Raw genomic sequence first — 21,655 nt, forward strand, 5'->3', positions numbered from 1 at the left:
GCGGTAGCGGGAAGTTGTGCGGGCAGCCATTCCGGCTGCACAGCACCGCATCATGACGCGGGTTGATTGCCTGCCGAACCCTACAGGTGTCATCCGGCCACGGAAATCTACGCGACCGGGCGTGATCGCGCGTCGTCCGAGCGACGATAAGCGGCTGATGCCTGTTGCGACCGACAGTATCTCGCTCACGCTGGTTCCTTGCCCATGCTCGTGTTGGGCCAGAACAGCATCCTCAGAGCCGCGCTGCCACGGTCGCTTGGTCGCGACCGTGAACTCGTGCGGATCGACAGCCAAGCCAGCCTCATCCTTCAAATCACCACGGAGGTGGGTTCGGTGGTGATATTACCCCTTAAGCCGGGGAATGACATTCAATCCGCAATTCCGTCAATCAGCGTCGCAACCTGTAAACGAAGCCATTCTGCAGCTGGCTCGCGGTCTGAATGGGCCGACCAGACCATCGCGATTGGGTTGACCGTGACGTCCAGTGGTACGGGACTTTCAGTCAGTCCAAACGTGGACGCGAAGCGCCTGATAATACGGGTCGGTAAAGTAGCCAGCAGCGGCGCCATCCGTGCCGCAGCCAGCACGGTCAGGAACTCGGGTGCTGCCATAGCCACGTTGAGCTTCACGCCGAGCTTGTCGAGCGCGTCGTCAAGGCATCCTTCAATTGAATCTTTTTGGGACACCAGAACGTGCTCTGCATTGAGATACGTGTTCCGGTCGATTGGCCCATCCAGATCCAGCAGGTCTTTATTGTAACAACACATTATAGACTGTTCGAACAGCTGCCGGTGGCGATGGCGATTGTTGCCCGAGCCATAGCAGCCAACGCCGAGGTCGATCACGCCCTCGTCGAGCATACGGTGAACCTGCTCGGGACTTGCCGCCCGCGCCAGCAACTTAATTCCTGGTGCTATTTTCCTCAAGCTCGCGGTCAACTCTGGCATCAAGATGACTTCCAACTCACTCGAAAACCCGATGCGAAACGTGTGTCGCTCCTGCGACGGATCAAATGTCACTTCCGATATCAGCGCGTTATGGGCTTGCGTGAGTATCTGCTGGACCACGGGAGCAAGTGAGTGTGCTCTCAGCGTCGGCTGCATGATTTGGCCCGTTCTGACGAACAGTTCATCTTGGAACAGAAGGCGCAACGTCGCGAGATTGTGGCTCATCGCCGGCTGTTGAAGCTTCAGGCGCGCGGCGGCTTTCGTCACGCTTCTGTCCCGCATCAGGGCATCGAAGGCGACGAGCAAATTGAGGTCAAAAGACCACAAATTGAAATGATCGATAGAGGTTATTTCATTCATCGATTTGATTACTAACCTTTTCCGACATTAAAGTCCAGCTTCTGCGGCGACAAACACACCCGTTCAATTGGAGGTAATATGACACTCCTGCATAAGGTCCACCGTATCGGTGAAGTGACAATCCAGAAAGTCCTGGAGCAACCGCTTCAGAATGTTCCAAAAAGCTTCGTTTACCCAACCGCAAAACCAGAAGATTTCGAGGGTATCGCGGCACGCCTCGCCACGGAAGACCTCGAGGACAACCGAGATGATCTGGTACAAAGTGTCCATACTTGGGTGGTCCGCACTCCCCGCCACCTTGTGCTAATTGATACCGGCTCCGGCAATCACAAGCAACGCCCGCTCAATCCTCTTTTTCATGAGCAGGATATTCCGTTTTTGGAACGGCTCCGGGATGAGGCCGGCGTGAACCCGGCTGACGTTGACTACGTGTTCAACACCCATCTCCACGTAGACCATTCGGGTTGGAACACAGTGCTGGACAATGGACGCTGGGTACCTACGTTTCCGAACGCCCGCTATGTGTTTCCACGAAAAGAGGCCGAATACTACGGCAGCACCGCCAGTCATAACGACGTAAATATTCCGAGCCGTGGCGTGTTCGAAGACAGCGTTCTTCCTGTAATCGAGGCCGGCCTCGTGGACTTCATCGGACCGGATGGCGCAGATTATCTTGATAATTTCAAGTTTATCCCGACCCGGGGCCATAGCATCGGACATATGTCAATCCAACTGACATCGGGAAATGAAACGGCGATCTTTGGAGGCGATGTGCTCCACCACCCTATCCAGGTCCTCAAGCCACACCTCAACACGGTCTTCTGCGAGTTCCCCGAGGATGCAACCGCCTCACGAGAGAAGATCCTCCGTACACTCGCAGACAATCACGCGCTCTACTGTGCAACTCACTTTGCGGGTTCGTCCGCTGGTTACGTGACGCGTGCGGATCACGGCTACACTTGGTCCTACGCTTGAAAGGAAGCGATCATGTCACACAACACAATCGACCTCGAAGAAATCCTGTTCGAGGACTATCACATCGCCTGCGATACACCCGGCATCGCCCTATACTTGCGCAATAAGCGGCGCCGCGGGGTTGAACGGTTCGGTCCGGAAAGGACCATCGTCATGGTGCACGGTGCAACCTTTTCCTCAGGCAGTCTGTATGACGTTCGACTTGGGGGTATGTCCTACATGGACTTTCTCGCGGCTCGCGGTTTTGACGTCTTTGCCGTCGACGTGCGAGGCTATGGACACTCTACTCGACCGCCTGAGATGGAGCAGGATGGAGCCCTCTCGACACCTGTGGTTAAAACTGAAACCGGGGTTGTTGATCTCGGCCATGCGGTTGATTTCGTTTTGCGGCATCGCGGGCTGGACCGTGTGAACATTTTTGGTATGTCTTGGGGCGGGACCGTCGCTGGTGCGTTCTCTGCGAACAACCCCGAGAAAGTCGTCAAGCTCGCGCTGCTCGCGCCGCAATGGCTGAGCGACAAGCATATTCCAATCGACACGGGCGGAGAATTGGACGCCTACCGACTTGTTCCGGTCCGCGAAACGAAGGCGCGCTGGCTTTCGACTGCACCTGAACATGCGCGGGATAGCTTGGTACCTGAGGGATGGTTTGAGACTTGGGCTGAGGCGACACTCGCCGAAGATCCGTGGAGTAGCGGAAAGTCGCCAGATCGTCTTCGAGCCTCCAACGGCCCTATCCAAGACATCCGAGACTACTGGCGACAGGGCCGGCCTTTTTATGACCCGGCTCGAATTGCCGCCCCAACTCTTCTGGTGCATGGCGAATGGGATATCGACGTCACGATCGATCTTGCACTTTCCATCTTTCAGAAGCTGACGGGCGCGCCATACCGGCGTTGGGTCGAGATTGGCGAAGCCACACATCTGGTACTCATGGAGAAGAACAGAATGCAGGCCTTCGAGGCCAGCGCATCGTTCCTGTCAGAGAGTTACGCGCCAGAATGAAACTGGCAGGGCAGACGGGATCGGCTAGCGTTGCCCATCTGCGCCAAGGCTGCGTCACACCGCATATCGCACAGAAGGCGTGTTATTCAGCAATCGACCGCCACACCACCCGGCAAAGGGCTTGGTCCCTGAAACAAAACAAGCGGATCGAGGAAGCCTTCAGCTGGGCCAAGACAGTCGGCGGCATGACTCAGACCGTCTATCGCGGCCTAGAACGGGTCCGATCCCGCTTCATCGTAACGATGGCCACCAACAACTTCGCCAGTCCCTCTGTTTGCTCACTGCATGAGGCAGAAATAGGCCGCTGGCGCGCATCGCCCGCGCCAGCGGGCATGACATCGGGCAAGCTCACCCAGATAAAGGAAACAGTTCCCGATCAGGGATTATGTTCGCAGCCTGCTAGAGCTGATTCCTTCGGAATTCCTTGACAACATCGAGAAAAGCTCGCAGCGCCAATGGAACGGCTCGATGTCCGGGATAGTAGATCGCGACGTCTTCCGGAGTGTGCATCCACCGGGCCAACACCTTTCGCAACCGGCCGTCGAATAAGGCCGGCTCGGCGGCCCAATCCGCCACATAGCCGATGCCAAGACCTTTTATTGCAGCGTCGACCATCAGTTCCTCGTCATCGAGGACGACGGGACCGCTTGTGCTGATGACCAGTTCCTGGCCGCCCCGTTCGAACTCCCATCCGTACAGCTTGCCGCTCGGCATACGGTGACCAACGCAATGATGGCGTTGCAATTCGTCGGGCGTTTCCGGCTCGCCGAAGCGATCGAGGTAGGCCGGCGATGCGACACAGACGAAGGCCAGCGGGTGCCCCAACGGCACAGTGATCATGTCCTTTGGGATCGACTCAAAGAGACGCACGCCGGCATCGAACCCGCGGGACACAATATCGATGAGCCGCCCGTCGACGACGATATCCAGGGTTACGTCCGGATGGCGTTCCGCCATCTGTGGAAGAATTTCGCGGACGAGAAACCCGGCCACTAATCGCGGTGCGTTGATACGGACCGTTCCTGCTACATTGCCCCGGAACCCCGCTACGCTGTCTAGCGCATCATCAAGCGATGCGAGCGCTGGCTGAAGGCGGTCGAGCAGCAGGAAACCGGCTTCCGTCGGCGAGACGCTTCTTGTGGTGCGGTTCAGAAGGCGCACGCCCATTCGTTCCTCGAGTGCGCGCATCGCGTGGCTCAATGTGGAAGGCGCAGTGCCGATCTCATCTGCTGCGCGGCGGAAGCTGCGATGCGTAGCAACGGCCACAAAGGCGGTCAGATCATTGAGTGATGGCTGGGACATTAATGGGTATTTTGCATCAATTCATGCCGATTTCAATGACTAATATGCACAATGACAATGTTCTATTTCTGCCTCATATCCGCGCATTCAAAGACAGAAGGATTTATGAGATGCCAACACGTGACGCTATATTCCCGGCCAATCGTCATGCCTTGTATGATGTTCATCGATACTCCGCAGCCATTCGCTCCGGCGATCTGCTCTTCGTGTCAGGTCAGGTTGGAAGCCGGGAGAACGGTTCGCCCGAGCCGATATTCGAGGATCAGGTTCGACGGGCCTTCGCCAATCTGCGCGGGGTCCTGGCGGCCGCGGGATGTAGTTTCGACGACGTTGTTGATCTTACCACTTTCCACACGAACCCGGACGAACAGTTTGAAACGGTGCTGGCCGTTCGAGCGGAAGAGATTGGTGAACCTCCCTATCCAAACTGGACCGCTGTCGGTGTCAACTGGCTTGCCGGCTTCGATTTTGAGATCAAGGTTATTGCACGCATCCCTCAATCAAGTGGCAGACAGGCAGTGGACGTGCTTTGATCTTGTGCCTCTCGGATCGTTCAATCGATGGCATGTGCCGCTACGTGTGCGTGCGCTAGGCGGGGACCATATTATCAACGGTGTTGTTGCACGAATTTCTTCTGAGTTTATGGTCCGTAGCAATTTATGTTGTCAGGCTACGGTGATGCCCATAAATTCAATTCTGATCGGCGTAACGAGATTCGTCGACAGAAGTATCGTGTCACGAACTGGTCCTCCTATAATGAAGCCTGCGTCGCTGCGGCGATTTGACGGTCTAGGTGAGTTATGAGATTTCAAGCCTTTGGTCTGCATCCGGCGAACATCTCGGGGTGGTCAGCGTAAGTATTCAGATCTGGCAATTACGATGTGCCCGAGCTTATCTGCATATCCCCGGTGGCTTTGGGAAGAGCGCCGGGGATTTTAAATAACGCGGCGGATCAGAGCCACAGTTCCAAATCCGCATGCCAATGCAATAGCGACAAATTGGACAATTGGTATACCGTCAAGCCAAGATGCATGCTCCGGGGCGTGAGCTGACATCGCCACTGCGTCCTCCCCTTCAATCAAGAGCGAGTGCAACTGTTCGTACTTGTGAAAATCAAGATTATCCCTCACGGCCCCTCCCCTTTCTGCCGTTAATTTTTACCATCGGGGAAAACTGGTCACCCTTAACTTTCGTCCATCTGCAGCGAATAGTTCACGAATGTGAACCGACCAGGGCCGATTGATTCAGAACTGTCGTTAGAAAGCTTGAACGATTTCAGCGACCTTCGTTCAATGAGTACACAGCAATATCACCTCTACGTGGAACGGACAGATGCAGGCAGAAATATGGCGCGCTACTATGCCATGTATATCTCTTATTCTCTGTTCGGGGAGCCTTGTCTAACGCACCAGTGGGGTCGAATTGGAACCACTGGGCAGATCATGCTACAGCATTTCGAACATGAAACAGAGGCAGTCCAGATGTTTCTGATCCTGGCTCGAAAAAAGCAAATGCGGGGTTACAGATCCCGAAGATTCAGCCACCATAGCTCAGGCTAATTTGAGCCGATCTGCCAATCGAGCCATGAGATCCATTCGTTCGTGAAAAATTGCGACCACCAAGGCAGCTGCACTTTCGCGCGGCAAGCAAAAAACGTAATGATGTTCGCAATGCGCCATCCGCAACAACGGAAATAGTGCGCTCAAATCCTTAAAAGTACCTTGGCCAGCTGCAAGGTTGGCAATTCCACGTTCGAGCTTGCCGATATAGCGCCGAACCTGTGTATCACTCCATTGCTTGCGCGTGTAGCGGATGATATGGCGCATATCCGCTTCCGCCTCTACCGTAAGGACATAGGCCGTCAAGCGCGATTCCCGTCCAGTTCATCATCCAGAATTTGGCCGATGCTCTTGGTAGATACATTGCCCGCAAGACCATCGCTGATGCGTCTTCCCAGCACGGTTTTAAGTTCCTGCCATGCCCGATCGGCATTAGCATCACCTGGAAACAGACGTTCGAGGGCGTATTGTTTAATAGTCTTGCCCTGCAAGGCCGCCAATGCCTTAAGGCTTTGATGCTGCTGATCCGTTATGTCGATTGTCAGACGGCTCATGGGCTGCCTCCATATAAATACACAAACCCACATTAACACATTTGCGCGGAGGTTGCCACCTCCCATTCTTTACCAATCATTATAATGATCCCGTAGCTTCACCGAACCGGCTTTGCTACTACAACTGGAAGTATACCGTTGCAAAGATAGCGCCCGGTCCATCGACAGGGACGTCGTCCATCGTTGATTTTTCCGCCTTTGCATTTGCATATGGTATGCAAGTGCTATGAACGCACTTGCGCAGTGAGGTGCCACTGATCGGGAATAAATCATCTTATAGGCTAAAACGGATGACAAAGTGTAACGATTGATCTGCAATTTTCTGGTCCACTCTTGGCACTTTACGACACATGACCAGCAAACGCAGTTCCCAGGCGTGCTAATCAGCGCTAACAGTGAGCATAGCGGAAATCCCCGCCATAGACGCCGCTATGAAAGTGACTGACAACCAGTATTACAGGTCGGAGCGAAGACACGGCCAGTCACGTATATGATCTGAACAAGATCAATTTCTTCGCGGAGAGGCTTGCTAACAAGATCGGCCCCCTCCGGGCGCGTCATGAAGCCTTATTCCATGTCAGGTATATCGCCGCACTGAAACAGAACCGCAGGCGGTCCATATTCTCCAACGTCGGGATGTGCTTCGCGGCTCCACGCGACCACACCGACATGTTTGCCCTCCAGCGATTGTGCTGCACGTAGTGCACGGCCCTCTGTTTCAAATGCCATGGGTTCGAACGCCGGAACCAACTCGCCGTCTCCATTACGGTCGAATGCCGCAACCACGATAAGCCGCGCATTGGTCATTTAATTTTACTTTCCGTCGGTGTTCAGGTCCAACTCCGGATTATTGTCCGCATTGGTCTTGCTCTTCGTTTTTGAGAGCCTGCCAGTCTTAGGTTCTACTGGGCGGTCAGGAGTGCTCGTAAACTTAATGGCCATAATCGTTTCAAATCTCAATTAGGGATGTTGCTATTTTGTTCTCGTACCGCTTGTATGTCAGATATTTTTGCACATGTCCAACGTTTGCTAAAAACACCGCATTGGTCAGCACCAAAAAGAGCTCGCGGTCATGTATATATGCGCATGAACCTTATCATCCCAATAATCCGTCAAATATTACAAATCGCGGAGGGTTGGATGATGGTGCAGCCGACGCGCTGATGCTCGTCGTCGGCATTGTCGCACTACGAGAACGCGCTCAAGAAATAAGGTTGCATCATAGCGAACTTGTAAGCTCAACGCTACCTGCTTTTGCGCCCGGCCTTTTTCAAGGGTGGCGGCGTAATGCTCTCCATCTCATGGCGTTGTTTTCGCAAGCGGAGCGTCTTGGCAACCCGCTCGTCGGCTTCCGCATCTAGAATAGTACGCACGGCTTTATTGGTGCGTGAAGCAACCGAATCCCGAGAGGAAGATATGGGCTTGAAAAGAGTATCTTTCGTAAGGGGCCATCTTGGGGCAATTGTTGCAATCCTTTTTAAAGGTAAATAAAAAAGGCCAAGCAATGCTTGGCCTCAAAGCTCATTTCTTTCGACAGTGCCAGTACATCCGTGGTCAAAGGAAAGAAAATCAGCTGTTTAAGCGGCTTGCAGGTTGCAGGCCGACATCTTGCCGGACTTGCGGTCCTGTTCAAGATCATAAGTGAGCTTCTGGCCTTCATTGAGCGAATGCATACCTGCGCGCTCAACTGCAGAAATATGAACAAATGTGTCCAAGCCGCCCTTGTCAGGCTGAATAAATCCAAAGCCTTTTGCTGCATTAAACCATTTAACTGTACCGGTGTTCATAGGAACCCCTTTCAACGTAAAATTAATACCCGCGTTTAAATAAACGCAGTGATGAAACGATTTTTTAAAGGGAGTTTTCGTTCAGCGCACGGTGCTAATCGTACAGGGAGCAAATCTCATCAAGAAAATTTCGATATCACCATCTAGCAATTCTAGATATCTTTGTCAATTTGTATTATTTGATAGCCTTATAGAGGGGAAAATACCTAAGCTTCAAAATATTTTCGTTGTTTTTACAGAGAAAGAACAACTGAAGTTTTATTTTTTGAGAGGCCCGATGCGGGCTCCCTCAAATGATAATTGTTAAGCTGTACCGTAAGCGGACGAGCCATCAGATTGAGGGCCTGCATTCGTTTCCATGTCGCCCAGTACTCCAGCCATAAAATTCCGCAATACCACCACCGACTCATTATAATGAGGCCCCGGCAGTGGCTTCATTCTGGATGTCAGGTAGCCAGCTTTAGTAATCATCTGCTTTAGTATGCGATGGTTTGAGTGAAAATCGACATTACAGATATTGGAAGACATCGCGTCCTCCTTTCAAATTGCGGGCAAGGGTAATTCAACCCGCGCCAGCGGAGCCCGTATTCAGTCAAATCGCTGACAACTAAGGGTGGACGGATAGTGCTTGGATAGCAAGCGAACAATTAAGGTGACTTAGGGGCAGCAAACTCACTGTCCTGACGCAAACGGAGTGATTTCCTCCACGCAAGGCTGATTTCCCTTAAAAAAGAGCCACGCAGCATCGCGGTGCGCGGTTGGAAGTCATATGTCATCGCCGAGCAAATTTTATTTAGAGGGAAACGAAAATCAAGCCATGATTCACTTGCTATTTTTTTTCTCTGCGGCGTCCAGGCGAGCCAAAAGCTCCGAAAACGTGTCTTCATTATTGTTGGAGCATGTCACCCTCAACCCCTCTTTCAATGCCTCTGCTATAGCTTGCGATGGGAGATCACGGCGTCTCACGCCCGCCGCAAAACGTCTTGCCGAATGGTATAGTTTTGTCCGGTCTGTCATGCACCCAACGCCTTTATCATTTTCAGCACAACAAACTGGCGGCAGCTATGTTCCATTAACGGGCAAACCGAAATAAGTATTCTGCAAATGCCGTCGGTATCTGCTCGACTCGGAAAATTGTATAGCAGGCCGAAAATCCACTTCGGAGCCGCAAGACAACTTAAAATTAAGACATTCTAAGATTTCTCGCGAAAGTTGATCGCGTTGGTGCTATACTGAAAATCCAACGCATAATTATGTGCGTTCGATCGTTGAAGATCGGATACCTTCATGAACAAATTTGAATGGCTAAAGCCCGCACTCGGCGGAGCATTGGTTGGTGCTATTGCGGCAACAGCTATCGGCTTTTCCGTCGGCGGTTGGGTCACACAAGGCACTTCTGAGCGCCTGATTGCATCCAACATGACCGACGGGGTGGCGCTTGCCCTAACGCCTTACTGCCTTGAAAAATCGAAAAACGATCCGGCCGTTGTGAACATCCTGGCTGATTTTAAGGCCACCCCAGCTTACTCTCGCCGTACTTTTATCGAGAAGACAGGGTGGGCAACACCATTGGGAGCACAGCAACCCAATACCGCGCTCGCTACTGCGTGCGGCAACGAACTTGCCAAGGCGCTTTAATGTGGCCGGGAAACCGAACGAGGAGGCTATAATGAATAAACAACTTATCCGTAGCATTAATTTGGAATCTGTTTCTGTACGTCCATGGCACGATGAGGACACGACAGCCAGCAGAAGCGATCTCAGAAATGCTCGTGAACAGATGACTTCTCCATCTAAAGATTGGTCGCAGCTTGCGAACATTCTCCGTCGTTCTTGCGGCGGTTTTTCGCGTTCCCGGTCGCCGCGCCAATCGTTGCCAAGGAGTAAACGCAGTGGCGAATGACACCACAGCTCTGGAACGAAAAGTTCTGGCTCACGAGCAAATACTTCAGGTTCTAATCGGGCATCTAGCCGAAACTGAACCCAAATTTCTTGAACGACTTAAAGCAGTATTCACGCATCATCATATTCTTGGCTCCAATGAAAAGAATTGCGTTAATACAGCGCAGTATGCGGAAAAATTCATTCATGAAATTGAGAAGATGCAAAAGTATAAAGCAACGCGTTGATGTTCTTCGGCTTATGATTATCTAATACAAGTTTTGAGCAGATTATTTCTATATAAATAAATATCACAAGTCTGCTTGCGATTTAATTCGAAAAGGCGCACTGTTTATTATGCACAGCAAATGAAATTGGCGCTGTTGCTTAGAGAATACAACATCCTGTCCAAAAAAATGAAGGGCGCGCACGATGTCTTCTGCTTCACACTTGCATTACTTTGGCCCTGACGATTTTCCTTCGCTTCGTGCTTTTTTGCAACGTTCTGGCTATTCGCTCGAGGGGTTCGAAAAACCAGAGGCTCGCCTGGAAGCCGCCAAACACCTTTGTGAAATTTTCAGCGACGGAAGCCATGATCCTGTGCAGATGCTGGACATGCTTTTGGCAATCCGCGCCCAACGTCTATCTCAATCTAATCAAAGAGAACTGGAAGCCTGGGAGAATGAGGGTGGCTATACGGCCCCGCAAGTCACTGCAAAATCCTTGGTCTTGCGATGGCCTCCTCGAAAGCGGCTCCGATTGAGGTTGGCCCATGGCTGATAATCCTCGTTTCCTGACGTAGGGCTAAATACGGCGACTTCGAGTGGGGATCGAGAGGCCTGTTTCATGAGTGGCTTATCGGGCTGGTATCGTCTTAATGACACATGATCAATCTAGCGAGGATAAAATGTCAGCCCAAAAATCTTTGGATCGTAAATTGGGCGTGTATCTGATCGCGTTTCTCATCATATGCATCGACATCGGATTGGTCGCGTGGGTGCTCGGTTCCTACGTCTATTAAGTACTGGTATGCGAGGTCCTAAAACGTCTGCTTTCCAACTATAATGAAGTCAGCATTTCCATGTATTCCGACGTTCCTTACATCCACGTTCAGCAAACCGTTGCCTTTTTCAGATGATAACTGAACAAGATCTCCTAGATAAGCTTGCCGGAGAATATCCATGCTTGCCCACAAGACGCCCTTTGTAAACGTCTTCTCACCTTCCGTGAGTATGGAAATACTGTAGCCAACAGAACCCAGGTTCTTTCCTTCGCAATACAAATTGCCTACTGAACTAAATGTAGACGTTGGCATGATTGTACCCCGATACGGGCTGGCCTCCTCACCAAGCACAGTGGGAGACACAGCTATAATTAATGCCGCTTGGTTTTGATCAAGTCATTCGCAGGAGTAGGAAAGCGACCTGCAACAACATCTGTAGACGCAGTTTTCTCCTTGGTCTTATCTTTCTTTGGCTTTCTTATTTCTCGGTTACTTCTTTTCTGACCACGGGGCATTTTGAAAACTTCCTGTTTTTGAGGAATTAACTAATTCTGTCATACCGGACCAATCCAGTGATGGTTCAAATCACCGCTGGAGATACTTCCACATTCTCACGTGCATATTGCCGAGAAAGCTGCGACATCGCTCGCGATGGTGAGCGTCCACATTGAAATTCGTGAATGAGTAGCCTTGCTGCTGATATGTGAGCGGCACGGTTTTCTGCTGTATCGTAAAGCCGATAGCCGGCGCGGCGCAGTATTTCACGCATCATTCGAAAGTCGGTAGGTCCAAAGTAGGGCTTGATAATTTTGGAAGACATTTCGTCCTCCTTGTATTGGGGCTGGAGTATGCACTCGCAACCGACAGCGCCCGTTTCAAAAGCTGTCGAGACATGCACCATGCGCTTTAAATTTGAGCAAAGCAACTGAGGCTAAATTGCGACAGCAGATCGGCTCAATCATTGCATAAGAAGCTACTTCATGTCCTCCACGGTGATGCGATAGGAAGTTTGCCGAACCCGTGAATAAACCTCGTGAGCAGCATTGTATATCAGTTTCCGTGAGGCGTCGAAGGCAGCAAGAAGCGATGATTCCGTCGCTGCAATGGTGCCACTTTTCTCCAGGGCGGTTTTATCGATTAGAAATGGAACGGAGGTCATTCCATCATAGCCGACAAATCGCACGCCCACCTCAAACTCATCGAAACTTCTGCTCGCGTTTGGAAATGAAAGGGCCATTACTTTTCGTTTTTTACCGCCTCGCCTTCGTCATCCCAACGATCAACGGCTTTTGCTATTCTGCGATGTTTCTTGATGAATTGTCTCAGGGCGATCTCTAGCCGACCCTCGTCACGTGTTCCCTCCTGAAATCGACGTGCCAGATAACGTGCAGCATCAGTGCGCAAATCTTGTGTGTCACCGGGTTTGCGAGCCTCCCTTAGAAGTCGCGAAATCATAGTAATGTTTCTGGAATTCAACGCGATGGAAGACATTTCGTCCTCCTTTGTTGCGGGCCAGGCGTTCGAAACCTGAATGACAGCGCCCGTTTCAATTGCTGTCATGATAATCATCATGCTCTTTGTGTAGGGAGAAAGCAATTAAGGCGGCAATGCACCCGTTGTTAGCTCAGAGTGGCGTAGCTTGCCGCTTAAAATGGCGCTGCTGGTCAAATGGTTGGCTCCCATTTACATCTGAAACGTCTAAAGCCTACAATACGTTGCACGACCCAGAATGCGGAGACCGACCTGATCAGGCAGGCGAGCAGTGACTTAAGTCGACAAATGTCTTTCAATACTGCCATCACGCCAGCCATTAACAAAAGAGCGACCGTTACGAAGGCGATTTGCCCCCTTCCACGCCAAGTTTAAATGTAAGGAGCGCCAAAGACATGTCCTTCCGCGGAAGAACTATCTAGCGCAATGCTCCGCTCAAACCGAACCGACCGACGCAGCAAAAAATGGAATGCAAAGCTGATTGTCCAAGGATACCACATTGAAAAACGAGCGGCACCCCGCCCGAATCCGATGATTTCTGACGCGACGAACCTGATGCTGAGAGCGATGAGGGCTCCCCGGGGAACCTGGACAATGCCGAGCGTCGCACAGGCAGGTGATCGGATGCGCGGCAGTAAAGGTGGTTATCATCAGCAGAAGCCTGCGCGGACTGTCAATCTGCAACGACAAAGAGAACATGGTCAACACCAAGCAGTATGTATTCAATGCCTGGGAAGAAGTAGGGGCGCGCGATCGTCCAGGCGTTCGGTGTTTAACCCCACCAACGCCTAGGAAACACTCGGGGTCAGGCGATTGCCGCGACTTTCCAACTCCGTCGAGTTAAAGCGAGTGGCAAAGAAACCGAACAGGATCAGCGTGATGTAGGTCAGTTTTACTCGCTGATTGGCCGATGCTGCGCAGGACATTCAACTCGGGAATATTTCTGAAGAAAACCGCCATAAAGAGCGGCGCGCCGAACACGAAACTCGGGCGGCCGATGAAAATGCACAGACGGGAGATGGGTGTACTTTTGATGGGGTGCGTTGACTGCAACAGTGAAGAATAAATGCGACAACCGTAATCGATCAGCGACGAAAATCATCCGTCTTCCCCAATATGAGCCAAAACGCCGCGAAAGATCGGGCATACCTTGGCAAGCAGTGGGAAGGCTGCATTGGTCTGCCCGCCAGCAAGAGCGCGTAATGTAAGCCACTGAATGGCTGAACCGGTTCTGACATGTGCGGGCTTTGCTGCACATGGTTGTTACAGATGCAATCCTTTCCCGCAAAACGGAACAACCGATACATTTTCGAGAGCCTCTGCGATTTCCGCTCGCAGGCTATCGACTAGTTCTACCATCTCTGCATGCCGTTGCGCGTTACCAGGTTCAAAGCCGCCCTGACATGCTTGACGCAACTGGTCTGCGGTCGCGAAGTCGCTGCAAAGCTCACGAAAGCTCTCGTTATGGCGTGCGAGGACGTCAATCACATCTGCTTGTAATGGAAACCGGCTTTTAGCGAAGCTCACGTCAAAGCACATTTGAATCTCTCTGATGCGCAGTTTCAATGACAGCGCCACCTTCATCCTGCGCCTTTAAGTAAGCAGTGCAAGTATATAACTGTAAGTTACGCCTCGGAGCACTATCCATCGATCGCGCCATTGAGTTAGCTCTATGGACGGCGCACATAACATACGGTAGATTGGTCCGGAGGATTGGACAAGAGTAGTCTTGGCAGTCGCGTTACTCGACGGGGGTGGGGAAAAGACTATGCAGGCGTCCGTACCACCCGACGATCAGTCGACGCCTCACCCTCCTCTCGATTCCGGCCTGATCAGAGCCCAGCTCGAACGCATCCTTGCGAGCCCGGAATTTCCCAGTGTTGGCCGCAGCGCAGCGTTCCTCACATATGTCGTGCAGGAAAGTCTTGAAGGCCGCGGTGATCGGATCAAGGGATATACGATCGCCGTCGAGGTGTTCAAACGGTTCGAGGGATACACCCAGGACGACCCTGTCGTCCGGATAGAAGCAGGGAAGCTGCGACGCGCGCTGGAACGATACTACCTGACCGCCGGTCGCGATGACCAGATACGCATCGATATACCCAAAGGTGGTTATGTGCCGACCTTCACGGTCGTCAGGTCACCGCCTGACATTGACCAGTCGCGAACCGTCGTTGCTCCCGCAATATTAGTCTCTCGCCCCCGCATCGACTGGCGTATCAAAAGTGCGGTCCTTGGACTTGCGCTTGCCACAAGCGTCGGGGTTGGCCTGTTCGCTGCCATCCAGGGGTTTACGCGCCTATCCCCGGCCGACCATGACGAGCCGACGCTCGTCGTAGCCCCTTTCGCGAATCTGGGCGGCGGGCCCCAAGCCGGTCTCTATACGGCCGGACTGACAGAAGAGCTTCTGACGGCTCTTCCCCGCTTTAAGGAAATCAGGGTTTTCGGGCGGGAGACGTCGAAAAACCTGGCGGCCGACGTCGCGATCTCGCAGATCAGGAATGAACTTGGAGCGCGGTTTCTATTAGCAGGCGGCGTGCGCATGTCGGGCAGCCGTATACGGGTCACGGCGCGTGTCCTCGACACGGAGAATGGTACGATACTCTGGTCGCAGGACTACGACGACGACACACAGTCGGGGGATTTGTTCGATATCCAGTCTGACGTCGCCAACAAGGTGGCAACAGCCATTGCACAGCCTTATGGCATCATGGCGAAAGCCGATGCCGCGAACCCACCGCCGAACGATCTTGGAACCCGTCAATGCGCGCTAAATTTTTACGAGTATCGAGGAGAATTAAGTGCAGAGCGGCATGCGCGTGTGCGCAGTTGTCTGGAAACGTCAGTCTCACGTTTCCCGTCCTTCGCCACCGGTTGGGCCATGCTGTCGATTATCTATCTCGACGAAGATCGGTTCCGTTTCAACACTAGGGTGGGCGGTCCGCCTCCTATCGTCCGCAGTCTTCAGGCAGCGCGGAACGCCGTTCAGCTCGAACCAGACAATGTGCGGGGCCAGCAGGCGCTGATGACGTCCCTTTTCTTCAACCAGCAGGTAGCGGAAGCGCTGCGCATCGGAGAAAAGGCCCTGTCCATCAACCCCAACGACACTGAACTCCTCGGCGAATTCGGCACACGCCTAGCGATGAGCGGTCAATGGAAACGCGGCTCTGAGATGCTTGACCGTGCGCTTGCCCTCAATCCTGGCGGCAGTGGATACTATCAAGGCACCCGAGCCCTGGCCGCCTACATGCTGCGCGACAAGGCGCGCGCAGTTATGAACATCAAGCAGGCCGACCTTCAGAAGTTCCCATTGTTTCACGCTGTGGCTGCTGTAATCTACGTCGACGCCGGCTTGATTGATGACGCCCGTCGGGAAGCAACAGTTTTCAATCAAATGCGTCCAGATTTCGCACCGAACATCGTCGCCGAACTTAAGGCACGGAACTTTACCCGGGAGGACAGTGCTCGATTGATCGCTGATGCCCGGAAGGCTGGGCTTCCAGTACCTGCGGAGCCAGACATTGCCGCGCTAGCGTCGACCGCTTCCTCCTCAGCCCCCTGAGAGAGAAAAAACCGACAGAATATACGAGAGGTTACGTTTAAATCTTTCATTCCTTCTGTAGCGTCGACCTAAATCAGGTTTCCACAGGCGGTTTGGCATGAGAAAGATTGAAGCAATACGAGTCGGACCGTTGGTCGCGTGCGCGTTCTACATTGGCTCGCTGTGTGGCTGCGCAAGCCATGTCAAAGACGTAATTATTCCCGTTGCTGAAAGCGCTCCGACTGCCAGCAAGGTCAATATGCTTATCACCACCACCCGCGCCCGGTCTTCTGTGCCCGGCGAGATGTTCAACGGAGCACGCGCCGCCGCACCATCCTTTGCGGATCTGACAGTCTCGATACCACCTGAGGATATCCGCAAGGTCGGAGAGGTAGCGTGGCCCAAACGGCTGCCGTCGAACCCGGCCAAGGATTTCGCCACGTTGAAGGCCGATGAGATCTCGCGTGAGCAGGCGCAGCACTGGCTGAGCGCATCAGTCCGCAAGAATGGGGACGGGAGCGTCCTCGTCTTCATCCACGGGTTCAACAACCGCTTTGAGGATTCTGTCTACCGCTTCGCCCAGATCGTCCACGATTCAGGCGTAAAAAGCGCGCCCGTGCTGGTGACTTGGCCATCCAGGGGTGAATTGCTCGCATATGGTTACGACCGGGAAAGCACCAACTACACTCGCAACGCATTGGAACAGCTTTTCCAATATCTGGCCAAGGACCCAGAAGTGAAGGATGTCTCGATCCTCGCCCATTCGATGGGTAATTGGCTGGCGCTGGAATCATTACGGCAAATGGCGATCCGCAATAAACACTTGCCCGAGAAATTCAGCAACGTGATGCTCGCCGCGCCGGACGTCGACGTCGATGTCTTTCGCCAGCAGATTGCCGACATGGGCAAACAGCATCCACAATTCACTCTCTTCGTCTCCCGCGACGACAAGGCACTCGCCTTTTCCCGGCGGGTCTGGGGCGGCGTCTCCCGGCTGGGATCTATCGATCCGGAACAGGCTCCCTACAAGCAAGAGCTCGCAGACAGCAAGATCAGGGTTATCGACCTCACGAAGATCAAGGTCGCAGACGGTCTCAACCATGGCAAGTTCGCCGAATCCCCCGAGATCGTCCGCCTAATCGGAGCGCGTATTTCACAAGGCCAGACCTTGACTGATAGCCGTCTTGGCGTCGGGGATGCGATCGCGGTTGCTACAAGCGGGGCGGCTGAAATTGCGGGCGACGTTGTGACCACTCCGCTCGTCGCGGGCAGGCGTAAGTAACAGTAACCTACTTATTAATCACTCGGCTTTCGGACAGTCTCGTATCGTCCCCATCAACATGGGGACCCGGCTGAAGGATTCTCGCATGAATAACTTGTTGTCGTCTGCAGCTTTGATTTCGCTGACGCTCCTGCTCTCGGACTTTGGATACACAGCCGACCTGACGTCGCTGTCCCCAGACGCGAAGGTTGAAAGTACACCCGATGGGTGGCGGTTCACCATCACCCCGTACTTCTGGCTGGCAGGAATTTCTGGTAATGCCGCCTCAATGGGACTTCCCGAGGTTCATTTAGACCCGTCGTTCGGCGATGTGTTTCAAAATATCGATTTTGCCTTCATGGCGGCAGGAGAAGCGCGATACGGCCGATATAGCATCGTCGGAGACGTTATCTACACGCAACTTGGGGCCGTCGCCACAACGCGCCACGGCATCTTTGCCGATAGCGTGGACGTCACTTCGAAGACTTTTGCAGGACTGCTCGGCGCCGGCTACGCAGTCCTCGATGACCCCACGGGGCATCTTGATGTCGTCCTCGGTACGCGAATCTGGTCAGTCAACAACACGGTCAGTTTCAATGGTGGCCTTCTTGGTGGACGTGAAGCGAAGGACGGCGCGACTTGGGTCGACGCCATAGCGGGCATTCGCGGCAACTACTTCTTTACACCGAACATCTACCTGACCGGCTGGAGTCTCGTCGGTACGGGTGGTGCCAACCTCGACTGGGATGTACAGGCGGGGTTTGGCTACAAGTTTAACGACACTGTTTCTGCGGTCGCGGGTTACCGGGCTCTCGGCGTCAACTACAGCAACGACGGTTTCATCTTCGACGTCATTCAGCAAGGACCCATCCTGGGCCTTACCGTACATTTCTAGAGAGGCGGCATGAAAGTTGTAAAACGAAGCCTCTGGATGAAGACCGCATTAACGCGCCTTCCGGGTGAAGGAGCAATTAAGCGAGCTCCTATCTATTCGTCGCTTACCAACACCCGCCGGTGCGCCAACTGGGGCAACATCGCACAAGCAGGATTCGAAGGATGGAAACGCCTCGCCCGTTGGCGTTCTTCTTTCGCGAGTGACACGAGGCAAGACCTATTTGAACAGCCGCGCGACCAAAACCACCAATTCGAACAAAGGGAGTAAACCGATGAGAATCTTCAAAGCGTTCGGCGACGCCATTGCCGCGATCGCAGTCCTTATTATTACAGCTGCACCGTTGGTTGGAGCGATGCCGGCCGAAGCCCGGCGGGCAGTCGCCGCGTGCGGCCCCAGGGGCTGTGGTGCCGCAGCCTGCGGGCCACGGGGATGTGCAGCTACTGGCACTCATCGGCCCGCTCATGGTGCGGCGCGACGAGGTGTCGTTGTGGTCCAACCACATCGTTATTGGCGTCCAGGTGGTGCGATCGCCGCTGGCGCCGCAATCGGTTTCGTTGCAGGCGCATCCGCAACAGCAATCGCAGGCAACCCACCGCAGCCAGGTCAGTGCTGGTACTACACGTCGCCTGCGAAAACGACAGGCTTCTGGGACGTCTGTCCTAAGTGACGCGCATAATGAGCATCTAGGGTGAGTTTCAATGCCTCGCCGTAATCACCTGGATCTCACCGCCGGACGAAACGCCCCAATACGTCCGGCGGAGCTCCACGACCAAACATCTTCTGCATGCCGATACCCGCAATTGATCTGAAGGAATGAACCCGTTGCGCTTCGCTTTGACAGCCTTATTCGCATGGATCACCCTCGCCGCTCTTGGATGCACCGGTTGGGCGCAACAGGCCGCACCCGATCTGCCGCCCGCCAAGGCGCAGCAGTTCCTCGAACTGCTAAACGACCCGGAGCTGAAGGTTTGGCTCGAAGGGAGAGCTGTACCTCCACCTCTGCAAGGCGGCCCGTCGGTTAGCGACGCTGTTACTCAATGGGAGGGCGCACTTCACAGCCGGATCAATGCACTGGTTACCGCCTTCCCCCGTATCCCGAGCGAGGTCGCCAACGCTGCGGGTATCGTCTCCCGCGACGTCAACGCCGGTCAACCAGGTTTGGTCATCGGCCTATTGATAGTACTGGTCGCCGTGGGTTTCGGTGCTGAATGGATCGCGCGACGGATGCTTGATCGTGCGCGTAACCCAGTTGACGATATAGCGGTAGGCGGCGTACTACCGGATTTGATCTGCCTGCTTACCTTCGCGATAACGAGTGTTGGCACGTTTCTGGCATTCGATTGGGCGCCTCTGCTACGCAGGGTCGTCTTGCTGTTGCTCATTGCTTTCATAGTGTTTCGAGCAGTCCGCATCCTCGCGCGCGGGATAGTTCTCCTCGCAGCTGGCAACGCCGCGCCAAAACAAGTTGCACCGATTGCGACGAGCGGTTCGGCGCAATCGTTCTGGCTTTCCCGAACGTGCTGGATCGCCGGTGTCTTCCTTTTTGGCTGGGCCATTGTCAGTCTGATGCCGGCACTTGGTTTCTCGAACGAAGTAAAGGCGCTCACGGCATTCGTGTTAGGCTTGGGTATCCTGGCTATTGCAATCGAGGTGGTTTGGCGCCGACCAGACGAATCTGGGTCCCTGGTCAGACGCATGATTTTGACGCTCTGTCTTGTCGTTCTGTGGATTGCCTGGGTAGCAGGTCTGCTTGGTCTGGTAAGCCTTGGTATTCTTGTGCTGTTTCTGCCGGCCACTGTGCGCGGAGCAGGCATTATCGCGCAGGAGCTTGCTAGAAAGACCAGACGTGGTGGCGCCGTCGGCGTGGTGCTCGATGTTGTTATAGAGAGAGGAGCAAGGGCAGCAGTCATTGCTGGAGCCGTGGCATGGCTCGCTTACGTCTGGAACATTATGGCGGCCAGACTTGCTGGCAGCGCCACCGCAGGCACAGTTGTGTCAGGTGTGCTGAACGCTGTTGTGATCCTGCTTCTCGCCGATTTCCTTTGGCAATTATCCAAGCGACTGATCGACTACAAGCTCCATCTTACCGGACAGCTGGGCGGCACCGCGGAGGACGTCGCCCGGGACGGAAGGCTCAAAACGTTGTTGCCGATCTTCCGGAATGTGTTGGCGGCATTCATCGCTGTGGCTACTGCGCTTACGATCCTCTCGGGCCTGGGTGTGCAAATTGGACCATTGATTGCCGGTGCGGGTGTGTTCGGTGTGGCTATCGGCTTCGGGTCGCAGACCCTAGTAAAGGACGTGCTCAGTGGCGTCTTTTATATGCTCGATGACGCGTTCCGGGTTGGCGAATATATTCAGAGCGGGTCCTATAAAGGCACGGTCGAATCCTTCAGTCTGCGGTCGGTGAGACTTCGCCACCATCGCGGACCGGTATTCACGGTTCCGTTTGGAGAACTTGGTGCAGTCCAGAACATGAGCCGTGACTGGGTGATCGACAAGATGACCATTCGCCTTACGTACGATTCCGATGTCGATCTGGCGCGCAAGCTTATTAAGAAGATCGGTCAGGAGCTCGCCACGGATTCAGAGTTCGCGGCCGACACGATCCAGCCGCTCAAAATGCAGGGTATCGAGAATTTCGGAGATTTCGCAATCGAACTCAGGTTGAAACTGACGACAAGGCCCGGTGCCCAGTTCCCAATCAAGCGGCGGGCACTGATGATGATCAAAAAGGCCTTTGCCGACAATGGGATCAAGATTGCTGTGCCAACCGTGCATGTCGAGGGGAGTGCCACGGATGCCGCCGCCGCTGCACAACAGATGATCCAGAGCAAGGAGGCTGCGGAGCGCGCAGCAAACCAATAATAACTCAATGACTTAACCAATTCTCGTAATCATAACAACTGGATTGGACGTGGATAATGGTGAGACGGTTCCTTGAAAAATCTCTGTGCGGCAAGGATGTCCTAAGAGGAAGGTGCTCAAAGCAAACAACCTTGTCCTACTTGATAATTGGTCAGCGAAGCGAAGAAAGGGCTTTTGAGGTGAAAAAAGCGACGAGTATAACATCGAGGTGGGTCGGCCGAGTTTG

General features: G+C 53.5%; 23 protein-coding genes and 1 pseudogene. 13 read left to right on the forward strand and 11 right to left on the reverse strand.

The genetic code is table 11. The features are described from left to right. Positions 1–368 precede the first annotated feature (368 nt). On the reverse strand, positions 369–1,307 hold the full coding sequence (locus FHW03_RS20735; protein ID WP_182522351.1) for a LysR family transcriptional regulator: 939 nt from the start codon (positions 1,305–1,307) through the stop codon (positions 369–371). Positions 1,308–1,385: 78 nt separating this feature from the next. Here FHW03_RS20735 and FHW03_RS20740 point away from each other — a divergent pair, with 78 nt between their 5' ends. From FHW03_RS20740 to FHW03_RS26095, 3 genes and pseudogenes are all read left to right on the forward strand, one after another. Then, on the forward strand, positions 1,386–2,282 hold the full coding sequence (locus FHW03_RS20740) for an MBL fold metallo-hydrolase (protein ID WP_182522352.1): 897 nt from the start codon (positions 1,386–1,388) through the stop codon (positions 2,280–2,282). Positions 2,283–2,294: 12 nt separating this feature from the next. After that, entirely contained in the window at positions 2,295–3,287 is a 993-nt protein-coding gene (locus tag FHW03_RS20745) for an alpha/beta fold hydrolase (RefSeq protein WP_182522353.1), read from the forward strand. Positions 3,288–3,316: 29 nt separating this feature from the next. Further along, a pseudogene (locus FHW03_RS26095) lies at positions 3,317–3,550 on the forward strand (transposase); the annotation flags it as partial. A gap of 136 nt (positions 3,551–3,686) precedes the next feature. Here FHW03_RS26095 and FHW03_RS20755 read toward each other — a convergent pair. Next, on the reverse strand, positions 3,687–4,589 hold the full coding sequence (locus FHW03_RS20755; protein ID WP_182522355.1) for a LysR family transcriptional regulator: 903 nt from the start codon (positions 4,587–4,589) through the stop codon (positions 3,687–3,689). 110 nt (positions 4,590–4,699) lie between these two features. On the opposite strand from FHW03_RS20755, the gene FHW03_RS20760 reads away from it, so the two are divergent. Continuing rightward, positions 4,700–5,122: a RidA family protein gene (locus FHW03_RS20760; RefSeq protein ID WP_182522356.1), complete on the forward strand. Its 423-nt coding sequence runs from the start codon at positions 4,700–4,702 to the stop codon at positions 5,120–5,122. A 759-nt stretch (positions 5,123–5,881) separates the two neighbouring features. Further along, complete coding sequence (locus FHW03_RS20765) at positions 5,882–6,148, forward strand: WGR domain-containing protein (RefSeq protein ID WP_182522390.1); 267 nt, start codon at positions 5,882–5,884, stop codon at positions 6,146–6,148. Here the strand turns inward: FHW03_RS20765 and FHW03_RS20770 are convergent. From FHW03_RS20770 to FHW03_RS20790, 5 genes are all read right to left on the reverse strand, one after another. After that, entirely contained in the window at positions 6,140–6,454 is a 315-nt protein-coding gene (locus FHW03_RS20770) for a type II toxin-antitoxin system RelE/ParE family toxin (protein ID WP_182522357.1), read from the reverse strand. The two genes, FHW03_RS20765 and FHW03_RS20770, sit on opposite strands and share 9 nt — an antisense overlap. After that, positions 6,451–6,702, reverse strand: a complete 252-nt coding sequence (locus FHW03_RS20775) for an antitoxin (protein WP_182522358.1) — start codon at positions 6,700–6,702, stop codon at positions 6,451–6,453. The genes FHW03_RS20770 and FHW03_RS20775 overlap by 4 nt, the downstream gene beginning before the upstream one ends. A gap of 567 nt (positions 6,703–7,269) precedes the next feature. Further along, on the reverse strand, positions 7,270–7,509 hold the full coding sequence (locus FHW03_RS20780; RefSeq protein WP_182522359.1) for a hypothetical protein: 240 nt from the start codon (positions 7,507–7,509) through the stop codon (positions 7,270–7,272). A gap of 770 nt (positions 7,510–8,279) precedes the next feature. After that, positions 8,280–8,489, reverse strand: coding sequence for a cold-shock protein (locus tag FHW03_RS20785; RefSeq protein ID WP_182522360.1), 210 nt, complete (start codon positions 8,487–8,489; stop codon positions 8,280–8,282). 303 nt (positions 8,490–8,792) lie between these two features. Next, positions 8,793–9,017 (reverse strand): hypothetical protein, encoded by a 225-nt coding sequence (locus FHW03_RS20790; RefSeq protein ID WP_182522361.1) that lies wholly within the window; start codon positions 9,015–9,017, stop codon positions 8,793–8,795. A gap of 759 nt (positions 9,018–9,776) precedes the next feature. On the opposite strand from FHW03_RS20790, the gene FHW03_RS20795 reads away from it, so the two are divergent. The 3 genes from FHW03_RS20795 to FHW03_RS20805 all read left to right on the forward strand — a co-directional run bounded on the left by FHW03_RS20795 (position 9,777) and on the right by FHW03_RS20805 (position 11,150). Further along, positions 9,777–10,127 (forward strand): hypothetical protein, encoded by a 351-nt coding sequence (locus FHW03_RS20795; RefSeq protein WP_182522362.1) that lies wholly within the window; start codon positions 9,777–9,779, stop codon positions 10,125–10,127. A 254-nt stretch (positions 10,128–10,381) separates the two neighbouring features. Beyond that, the gene (locus FHW03_RS20800; protein WP_182522363.1) at positions 10,382–10,618 is read left to right on the forward strand and encodes a hypothetical protein; all 237 of its coding nucleotides are present in this window, start codon (positions 10,382–10,384) and stop codon (positions 10,616–10,618) included. Positions 10,619–10,802: 184 nt separating this feature from the next. After that, a complete protein-coding gene (locus FHW03_RS20805; RefSeq protein ID WP_182522364.1) occupies positions 10,803–11,150 on the forward strand; it encodes a hypothetical protein in 348 nt (115 codons plus the stop codon). A gap of 803 nt (positions 11,151–11,953) precedes the next feature. Here the strand turns inward: FHW03_RS20805 and FHW03_RS20810 are convergent. The 4 genes from FHW03_RS20810 to FHW03_RS20825 all read right to left on the reverse strand — a co-directional run bounded on the left by FHW03_RS20810 (position 11,954) and on the right by FHW03_RS20825 (position 14,448). Beyond that, entirely contained in the window at positions 11,954–12,193 is a 240-nt protein-coding gene (locus FHW03_RS20810; protein WP_182522365.1) for a hypothetical protein, read from the reverse strand. Positions 12,194–12,346: 153 nt separating this feature from the next. Continuing rightward, complete coding sequence (locus tag FHW03_RS20815; protein ID WP_182522366.1) at positions 12,347–12,610, reverse strand: DUF1488 domain-containing protein; 264 nt, start codon at positions 12,608–12,610, stop codon at positions 12,347–12,349. Beyond that, entirely contained in the window at positions 12,610–12,933 is a 324-nt protein-coding gene (locus tag FHW03_RS20820; RefSeq protein ID WP_182522367.1) for a hypothetical protein, read from the reverse strand. The genes FHW03_RS20815 and FHW03_RS20820 overlap by 1 nt, the downstream gene beginning before the upstream one ends. A gap of 1,194 nt (positions 12,934–14,127) precedes the next feature. Next, on the reverse strand, positions 14,128–14,448 hold the full coding sequence (locus FHW03_RS20825; RefSeq protein ID WP_377515346.1) for a hypothetical protein: 321 nt from the start codon (positions 14,446–14,448) through the stop codon (positions 14,128–14,130). A 184-nt stretch (positions 14,449–14,632) separates the two neighbouring features. On the opposite strand from FHW03_RS20825, the gene FHW03_RS20830 reads away from it, so the two are divergent. The 5 genes from FHW03_RS20830 to FHW03_RS20845 all read left to right on the forward strand — a co-directional run bounded on the left by FHW03_RS20830 (position 14,633) and on the right by FHW03_RS20845 (position 21,429). Beyond that, on the forward strand, positions 14,633–16,426 hold the full coding sequence (locus FHW03_RS20830) for an adenylate cyclase (protein ID WP_377515348.1): 1,794 nt from the start codon (positions 14,633–14,635) through the stop codon (positions 16,424–16,426). 97 nt (positions 16,427–16,523) lie between these two features. Further along, positions 16,524–17,687, forward strand: a complete 1,164-nt coding sequence (locus FHW03_RS20835; protein WP_182522368.1) for an alpha/beta hydrolase — start codon at positions 16,524–16,526, stop codon at positions 17,685–17,687. A gap of 85 nt (positions 17,688–17,772) precedes the next feature. After that, complete coding sequence (locus FHW03_RS20840) at positions 17,773–18,561, forward strand: hypothetical protein (RefSeq protein ID WP_182522369.1); 789 nt, start codon at positions 17,773–17,775, stop codon at positions 18,559–18,561. Between the two features lie 271 nt (positions 18,562–18,832). After that, a complete protein-coding gene (locus FHW03_RS26100; protein ID WP_377515350.1) occupies positions 18,833–19,228 on the forward strand; it encodes a hypothetical protein in 396 nt (131 codons plus the stop codon). A gap of 146 nt (positions 19,229–19,374) precedes the next feature. Beyond that, positions 19,375–21,429, forward strand: a complete 2,055-nt coding sequence (locus tag FHW03_RS20845) for a mechanosensitive ion channel family protein (protein ID WP_182522370.1) — start codon at positions 19,375–19,377, stop codon at positions 21,427–21,429. Positions 21,430–21,655 lie beyond the last annotated feature (226 nt).

The sequence above is a fragment of the Ochrobactrum sp. RH2CCR150 genome (assembly GCA_014138095.1).
GTDB lineage: Bacteria > Pseudomonadota > Alphaproteobacteria > Rhizobiales > Rhizobiaceae > Brucella > Brucella gambitense.

Bases quoted from the DNA above. Each gene is read 5' to 3' on its own strand.
- FHW03_RS20735 (WP_182522351.1), bottom strand. From the start codon at position 1,307: ATGAATGAAATAACCTCTATCGATCATTTCAATTTGTGGTCTTTTGAC.
- FHW03_RS20790 (WP_182522361.1), bottom strand. From the start codon at position 9,017: ATGTCTTCCAATATCTGTAATGTCGATTTTCACTCAAACCATCGCATA.
- FHW03_RS20835 (WP_182522368.1), top strand. From the start codon at position 16,524: ATGAGAAAGATTGAAGCAATACGAGTCGGACCGTTGGTCGCGTGCGCG.
- FHW03_RS20795 (WP_182522362.1), top strand. From the start codon at position 9,777: ATGAACAAATTTGAATGGCTAAAGCCCGCACTCGGCGGAGCATTGGTT.
- FHW03_RS20755 (WP_182522355.1), bottom strand. From the start codon at position 4,589: ATGTCCCAGCCATCACTCAATGATCTGACCGCCTTTGTGGCCGTTGCT.
- FHW03_RS20830 (WP_377515348.1), top strand. From the start codon at position 14,633: ATGCAGGCGTCCGTACCACCCGACGATCAGTCGACGCCTCACCCTCCT.
- FHW03_RS20805 (WP_182522364.1), top strand. From the start codon at position 10,803: ATGTCTTCTGCTTCACACTTGCATTACTTTGGCCCTGACGATTTTCCT.
- FHW03_RS20840 (WP_182522369.1), top strand. From the start codon at position 17,773: ATGAATAACTTGTTGTCGTCTGCAGCTTTGATTTCGCTGACGCTCCTG.
- FHW03_RS20845 (WP_182522370.1), top strand. From the start codon at position 19,375: ATGAACCCGTTGCGCTTCGCTTTGACAGCCTTATTCGCATGGATCACC.
- FHW03_RS20815 (WP_182522366.1), bottom strand. From the start codon at position 12,610: ATGGCCCTTTCATTTCCAAACGCGAGCAGAAGTTTCGATGAGTTTGAG.
- FHW03_RS20785 (WP_182522360.1), bottom strand. From the start codon at position 8,489: ATGAACACCGGTACAGTTAAATGGTTTAATGCAGCAAAAGGCTTTGGA.
- FHW03_RS20810 (WP_182522365.1), bottom strand. From the start codon at position 12,193: ATGTCTTCCAAAATTATCAAGCCCTACTTTGGACCTACCGACTTTCGA.
- FHW03_RS26100 (WP_377515350.1), top strand. From the start codon at position 18,833: ATGAGAATCTTCAAAGCGTTCGGCGACGCCATTGCCGCGATCGCAGTC.
- FHW03_RS20820 (WP_182522367.1), bottom strand. From the start codon at position 12,933: ATGACAGCAATTGAAACGGGCGCTGTCATTCAGGTTTCGAACGCCTGG.
- FHW03_RS20780 (WP_182522359.1), bottom strand. From the start codon at position 7,509: ATGACCAATGCGCGGCTTATCGTGGTTGCGGCATTCGACCGTAATGGA.
- FHW03_RS20765 (WP_182522390.1), top strand. From the start codon at position 5,882: ATGAGTACACAGCAATATCACCTCTACGTGGAACGGACAGATGCAGGC.
- FHW03_RS20825 (WP_377515346.1), bottom strand. From the start codon at position 14,448: ATGAAGGTGGCGCTGTCATTGAAACTGCGCATCAGAGAGATTCAAATG.
- FHW03_RS20745 (WP_182522353.1), top strand. From the start codon at position 2,295: ATGTCACACAACACAATCGACCTCGAAGAAATCCTGTTCGAGGACTAT.
- FHW03_RS20775 (WP_182522358.1), bottom strand. From the start codon at position 6,702: ATGAGCCGTCTGACAATCGACATAACGGATCAGCAGCATCAAAGCCTT.
- FHW03_RS20760 (WP_182522356.1), top strand. From the start codon at position 4,700: ATGCCAACACGTGACGCTATATTCCCGGCCAATCGTCATGCCTTGTAT.
- FHW03_RS20740 (WP_182522352.1), top strand. From the start codon at position 1,386: ATGACACTCCTGCATAAGGTCCACCGTATCGGTGAAGTGACAATCCAG.